Source organism: Micromonospora phytophila (genome assembly GCF_023656545.1).
In the GTDB taxonomy this organism is placed as follows: domain Bacteria; phylum Actinomycetota; class Actinomycetes; order Mycobacteriales; family Micromonosporaceae; genus Micromonospora; species Micromonospora phytophila.
Map to the genome: position 1 here is coordinate 1 of NZ_JAMOKF010000489.1, position 2,978 is coordinate 2,978.

Below are 2,978 nucleotides of genomic sequence, written 5' to 3' on the forward strand. Positions count from 1 at the left end.
GCGCTGGGGTCGCTGAAGGCCGGCGCCGACCGGGCCACCGTGCACGTGCACGGCGCCCGCCCCGACGGCACGGTGGTCGCCCAGGTCTCCGCCGGCACGCCGCGCCGTCCCTGCCTGGCCCTGCTCGATACGACCCGGGACCTCGCGCCGGTACGGACGGACTGCGCGACGACCCTGGGCGCGGACGGCCGCGGCGCGGTCTCGCCGGACGGACGGTGGCTGCTGGTGAACGGGCGGGCGACCGGCAGGGACACTTCCCTCCTGGTCGACCTGGACCGGCTCGGCACCCCGGCGGCGGTCCGGCCGGCCGGCCCGCCGCTGCCCGGGGCGGTGGCCTGGACGCCCAGGGCGACGGCGGTGTACGCCGACGCCTCCGGCGCACTGGTGTGGGTCGACGTCGGCCGGGTGCTCGCCGGTGAGCGGGCGACCCTGGACCCGGCGGACGCCCTGCGTTCCTCGGGCCGCCCGGTGCCGGTCACCGGCGCCGAGTTCTGACCGCGCCGGGGAGCCGGGGCCGCCCGTGCCGGTAGCGTCGGGCGATGAGCTCGCGTCCGCGGATCGACCTGCACACCCACTCCACCGCCAGCGACGGCACGCTCAGCCCCGCCGAACTGGTGCGGGCGGCGGCGGAGGCGGGGCTGGACGTCGTGGCGATCACCGACCACGACACCACCGCCGGCTGGGCGCCGGCCCTGCGGGCGCTCCCACCCGGGCTCAGCCTGGTCCGCGGCGCGGAGATCTCCTGCCGTTGGTACGGCCAGGAGCCGGCCGTCCCGCTGCACCTGCTCGCGTACCTCTTCGATCCGGACGCCCCGGAGCTCGTCGCCGAGCTGGCCCGGGTCCGGGCCGCGCGGGAGGTGCGCGGCGAGCGGATCGTGACGCTGCTGCGCGCCGACGGCATCGACGTGAGCTGGCCGGAGATCCTCGCGGGCGCGGGTGGCGGGGCGGTGGGCCGGCCGCACATCGCCGCGGCCCTGATCCGGGCCGGTCTGGTGGCCACCACCACCGAGGCGTTCGGCCCGGACTGGCTGGGGGAGCGGTACCGGCTGCCCAAGGAGGACATCGACGTCTTCCGGGCGGTCCGCCTGGTGCGCGCCGCCGGGGGCGTGCCGGTGTTCGCCCACCCCCGGGCCACCCGGCGCGGGCGGATCGTGCCGGACGAGCTGATCGCCGAGCTGGCGGCGGTCGGCCTGGCCGGGCTGGAGGCCGACCACGAGGACCACTCGCCGGCCGAGCGGGCGCACGTGCGCGCCCTCGCCGACGACCTCGGCCTGCTGGTGACCGGCTCGTCGGACTTCCACGGCACGCACAAGACCGTCCGGCTCGGCGCGTTCACCACCCACCCCGAGGCGTACGAGCGGATCGTCGCCGGAGCGGGCGGGGTGACCGAGGTCGCTTCCGGCTGATCCGCGTTTCCGCCGTAGCGGGCCCGACTACGTTGATCGCGTGGATGCCAAGCTGTTCGGCGAGGTCTTCGTGACCCTGCTGGTGATCGTCGACCCGCCGGGCATGATGCCCATCTTCCTCGCGCTGACCGGTCCGCTGCCGGCCCGGGACCGGAACCGGGCGGCCTGGCAGGCGGTCGCGCTGGCGCTCGGCGTGATCGTGATCTTCGCGGTGGCCGGTCAGACCCTGCTGGACTACCTGCACGTGGACCTGCCGGCACTCCAGGCCGCCGGCGGGCTGCTGCTCGTGCTGGTGGCGTTGGAGCTGCTGACCGGCAAGGCCGACGACCCGAGCCAGCAGGTCACCTCGAACATCGCGCTGGTGCCGCTGGGCACGCCGCTGCTGGCCGGCCCCGGTGCCATCGTGGCCACCATGCTCTTCGTCCAGCGGGCCGAGGGCGCCGCGGACTTCACCGCCATCGCCGCCGCGATCGTCGCGGTCATGGTTGCGGTCTGGGTGGTGCTCCGCTTCTCCGGCGGAATCGTCAAGGTCCTGCGCCCCGGCGGGATCGAGGTGCTGACCCGGATCGCCGGTCTGCTGCTGGCCGCGATCGCGGTCCAGCTCATCGCGGACGCGGTGGCCGCCTTCGTGACCCAGTACGTCAACATGGGCTGACCGGGGCGGATTCTGTCGGGGTCTGGTGGCAGGATCGCAGGCGTGCGACGAGCCTCTTCAGCCGGACGATCCTCCGCCACCGGCGGCCGGGCGCCCCGCCCCCGCGACGACCGGTCCGAGCAGCTCGGCTTCGAGGGCATGCCGGAGCGGCTCTTCGTCTGCACGCCCAGCAAACTCGGGGCGTACCTCGACTGCCCCCGGCGCTACCGCTACTCCTACGTCGACCGCCCGGCCCCGGCCAAGGGCCCGCCGTGGGCGCACAACTCCCTCGGCGCCAGCGTGCACACCGCCCTGAAGAACTGGTACGCGCTGCCGCTCGACCGGCGCCGCCCGGAGGCGCTCGCCGGGCTGCTCAAGGGCACCTGGGTCCGGGAGGGCTACCGCGACGACGAGCAGGAGCGGGCGGCCTACCGGCGGGCGCTGGGCTGGCTGGAGTCCTACGTCGAGACCCTGGAGCCCGGCGTCGACCCGCTCGGCGTGGAGCGGGTGGTGGCGGTCAAGACGGCGGTGCTGGCCTTCAACGGCCGGGCCGACCGGATCGACTCCCGCCCCGGCCCCGACGGCCCCGAGCTGGTCATCGTCGACTACAAGACCGGCCGCAGCGGGCTCGACGCCGACGACGCGCGCGGCTCCCAGGCCCTGGCGCTCTACGCGTACGCCGCCGAGCGGGTGTTCCGCCGGCCGTGCCGCCGGGTCGAGCTGCACCACCTGCCCAGCGGCACGGTCGTCGCGCACGACCACACCGTCGAGTCGCTGGCCCGGCAGCTCACCCGGGCCGAGGAGACCGCGCGGGACATCATGGCCGCCGAGCGGGCGGTCGGCGACGGCGCCGACCCGGACGAGGCGTTCCCGACCACGCCCGGCCCCCGCTGCGGCTGGTGCGACTACCGGCGCACCTGCCCGGCCGGTGCGCAGAC

The 2,978-nt window shown here is 75.9% G+C and carries 3 protein-coding genes and 1 pseudogene; all 4 read left to right on the top strand.

The genetic code is table 11. The features are described 5' to 3' along the window. A pseudogene (locus tag NCC78_RS30140) lies at positions 1 to 495 on the top strand (hypothetical protein); the annotation flags it as partial. Between the two features lie 44 nt (positions 496 to 539). Further along, positions 540 to 1,406 (top strand): PHP domain-containing protein, encoded by an 867-nt coding sequence (locus NCC78_RS30145; RefSeq protein ID WP_250798775.1) that lies wholly within the window; start codon positions 540 to 542, stop codon positions 1,404 to 1,406. Between the two features lie 40 nt (positions 1,407 to 1,446). Beyond that, positions 1,447 to 2,061, top strand: a complete 615-nt coding sequence (locus NCC78_RS30150) for a MarC family protein (RefSeq protein ID WP_250798776.1) — start codon at positions 1,447 to 1,449, stop codon at positions 2,059 to 2,061. 138 nt (positions 2,062 to 2,199) lie between these two features. Then, positions 2,200 to 2,978 (top strand): RecB family exonuclease (locus NCC78_RS30155; protein ID WP_250798778.1); only part of this gene is annotated, 779 nt, incomplete at its 3' end.

Bases quoted from the DNA above. Each gene is read 5' to 3' on its own strand.
- NCC78_RS30145 (WP_250798775.1), top strand. From the start codon at position 540: ATGAGCTCGCGTCCGCGGATCGACCTGCACACCCACTCCACCGCCAGC.